Here is a 3317-nt window from a genome sequence, read left to right on the forward strand (position 1 = left end):
AGGACGGCAGCCGTGGCCAACTGCAGGCCCAGACAGGAGACGGCGTCGTTCCACCAGTACCGCAGCTTCAGGCTCTCTCCCCCAAAGGCAACTCCCAGGGACTGCACGCCACAGCAAATCACTGCGGCCAGCATCACGCCACTGATATCCGAGGTCACATCCCACACCACGCCCAGTAACGCCAGCGTCAGCGCTACGCGCGCCCCGTAAACGTGCTGAAGCCTGTACTGCGCCCGTGGAATGAAGGCCACCACAGCAAAGTAGATTCCACACATCAGCATGACCAGCGGGTATTCGCCCTTGGCCAGGAGTTGCGGCGTCACCGTGACAGCAAGTGCCACCAACGGGACAACATAGGGATGGAGCACCATCAGCGGTCGGACATAGAGCGGTGGCAGCCACCGGGGACGAATCAGCGCCGCCAGAGTCAAAATGATGGCGATTCCGATCAGTGCGGTGAAGTACCAGACCAAGGCCCCGCCCAGCACGGAAACTCCGGACCAGGCGGTAGAGACAACGAAGCTCAGGGAAAGGAAAGCCAGGACCTTGTTGTCCAGCCGAACTGCCGTGTAGGCATACACAGCTGTCCCTATCAGAGAGGTCACCAGCCATGCTGCCGGACCGTTGGGGAGCACAAAGTTGTACATGGCCAGCCCCGTGACGGGGATGAGCGCCAAGCCCGTTCCGACGAACGCAACCGCAGCCGGACGCAATCGGGGCATTTTTGCGTGGATGATCAAACCAGCGCCGTAAAACAGAGCGGTGATGAAGCAGATGCCCGCGAACCGGAAGAGTGCCGGCAGGCTCGTTCCAACGAACAGCGCACCGGCAGCAACCAAGAGAAGACTGGCTACATAGAGGGTGACGTTGATGTTCTGTTGGTCGCGCTTGGCCTTGCGCGCTGCCGCTGCCTCGGGAGTTTCCCGGGTGATCGGAGCCTGTTGCGCTACGGCCCACTGCGGTTGTGCCGCCACGACGGGCCGCTGCTGGACCGGGGGCGGCTGAATGCCCGACGGCGGCACGGGGGGCCGCGCTGTGAACCGTGCACCCGCTTGGGCCGGTTGAAGCGTTGACGGCGGCATGTGGGTCCGCGCGGACGTCGGCATCGGGGCGGGCATCGGCATGGGCGTCTGGGCGGGCATCGGCATCGGCGTCTGGGTGGGCGCAGCGAACGGTGCGCCCACGTGCGTAGGCGGCTGAACCGGTGGCGACGCAGGCATCACTGGCAGACCCGCCCCGGAAGCAGCTGGAGCCGCGGCGCCAGGACGCTGCGGCACAGGAATGTCAGTGGACTTCCTGGCCTCGGCGTCGCGCCAACCGGCCAGATGGCCGGCAAGGAAACCGGCGTGGTAGTCGGCCGCCTTGTCCGGCGCCACGGAAGGGCCAGGAACCGCACCCCGGCGCCCTTTGGCTAGCCCGGCTGCAAAGCCAATACCGCCAACAATGACGATGAGCAGCAGTATAAGGAATGCAGTCATGGAAGCTCCTTGGTTGCGCTGGATTCAGCGGCGGACCGCTCTTTATCCATTCGATAGAGTAACTGTACCAAAAAGAACCCCACCGCCGAAACGGTGGGGCTCTTCCTGAATGACTACCGGCTGGGCCGGAAGGTCACAGATCTACAAGTAGTGACTACTTGATGATGCTGGTGACACGTCCCGAACCAACGGTGCGGCCGCCTTCGCGGATAGCGAAGCCGAGGCCCTCTTCCATAGCGATCGGCTGGATGAGCGCAACGGTCATCTCAGTGTTGTCGCCAGGCATAACCATTTCCGTGCCTTCCGGCAGGGTGATAACGCCGGTTACGTCCGTGGTACGGAAGTAGAACTGCGGGCGGTAGTTGGAGTAGAACGGGTTGTGACGTCCGCCTTCGTCCTTGGACAGGATGTAGACGTTGGCCTCGAAGTCGGTGTGCGGGGTAATGGAACCCGGCTTGACGACAACCTGGCCACGCTCGACATCGTCGCGCTTCAGACCGCGGAGCAGGAGGCCACAGTTCTCGCCGGCCCATGCTTCGTCGAGCTGCTTGTGGAACATCTCGATACCGGTAACCGTGGTCTTCTGGATCGGGCGGATGCCAACGATCTCAACCTCGGAGTTGATGGCGAGGGTTCCACGCTCGGCGCGGCCCGTAACAACGGTGCCACGACCGGTGATCGTGAAGACGTCTTCGATCGGCATCAGGAACGGCTTGTCGCGGTCACGTACGGGGTCCGGAACGGACTCGTCGACAGCTGCCATCAGGTCCTGGACGGACTTGACCCAAACCGGGTCGCCTTCCAGAGCCTTGAGACCGGAAACGCGAACAACCGGAGCCTCATCGCCATCGAAGCCCTGCGAGCTCAGGAGCTCACGAACTTCCATTTCGACGAGGTCGAGGAGTTCTTCGTCATCAACCATGTCGGACTTGTTCAGTGCGACCAGCAGGTAGGGAACACCAACCTGGCGGGCGAGCAGAACGTGCTCACGGGTCTGAGCCATCGGACCATCGGTTGCAGCAACCACGAGGATTGCGCCGTCCATCTGGGCAGCACCGGTGATCATGTTCTTGATGTAGTCAGCGTGACCCGGGGCGTCTACGTGTGCGTAGTGGCGCTTCTCGGTCTGGTACTCCACGTGGGAGATGTTGATGGTAATACCGCGCTGGCGCTCTTCCGGAGCAGAGTCAATCGACGCGAAGTCGCGCTGCTCGTTGAGATCCGGGTACTGGTCGTACAGCACCTTGGAAATGGCGGCAGTCAGCGTCGTCTTACCGTGGTCAACGTGACCAATGGTGCCGATGTTGACGTGCGGCTTAGTCCGCTCGAACTTTGCCTTTGCCACAGGTTCCTCCTAGAACGATTTCAAGTGAAGTGCTCCTCGGCCGCGCTTTTCGCGGCAGAAACTTTAGCAAGTCTACTTGGGGGCTTGGTTTTGGTGAAATTGCAGATTCAGGAACCAATAGTAGTTCCTCGAGCCTGTTTGCGCAGGGGCCGGGCCGCGGCTCTCGCCGCAGCCCCGCCTCACGCGCTTAGATGCCTTCCCGATACCGGAATTGCATCCGTTACCGGGAGATTACTCGCCGCGGGTTTTCTGGATGATCTCGTCGGCTACTGCCTTCGGGACCTCCGCGTAGCTGTTGAACGTCATGGAGTACACAGCGCGACCCTGGGTCTTGGACCGGAGGTCACCGATGTAGCCGAACATGCCGGACAGCGGAACGTGTGCACGGATAACCTTCACACCTGCTGCGTCTTCCATGGACTGCATCTGGCCACGGCGGGCGTTCAGGTCACCAATAACATCACCCATGTATTCCTCAGGTGTGCGGACCTCAA

At 61.6% G+C, this 3317-nt stretch carries 1 protein-coding gene and 2 pseudogenes; all 3 read right to left on the reverse strand.

From position 1 onward, the window contains the following. A pseudogene (locus tag HP499_RS22465) lies at window positions 1-1478 on the reverse strand (hypothetical protein); the annotation flags it as partial. A gap of 154 nt (window positions 1479-1632) precedes the next feature. Then, a complete protein-coding gene (tuf, locus tag HP499_RS22470; protein WP_011775598.1) occupies window positions 1633-2823 on the reverse strand; it encodes an elongation factor Tu in 1191 nt (396 codons plus the stop codon). Between the two features lie 231 nt (window positions 2824-3054). Next, a pseudogene (gene fusA / locus HP499_RS22475) lies at window positions 3055-3317 on the reverse strand (elongation factor G); the annotation flags it as partial.

The organism is Paenarthrobacter sp. CM16, from assembly GCF_013179505.1.
Classification (GTDB): domain Bacteria; phylum Actinomycetota; class Actinomycetes; order Actinomycetales; family Micrococcaceae; genus Arthrobacter.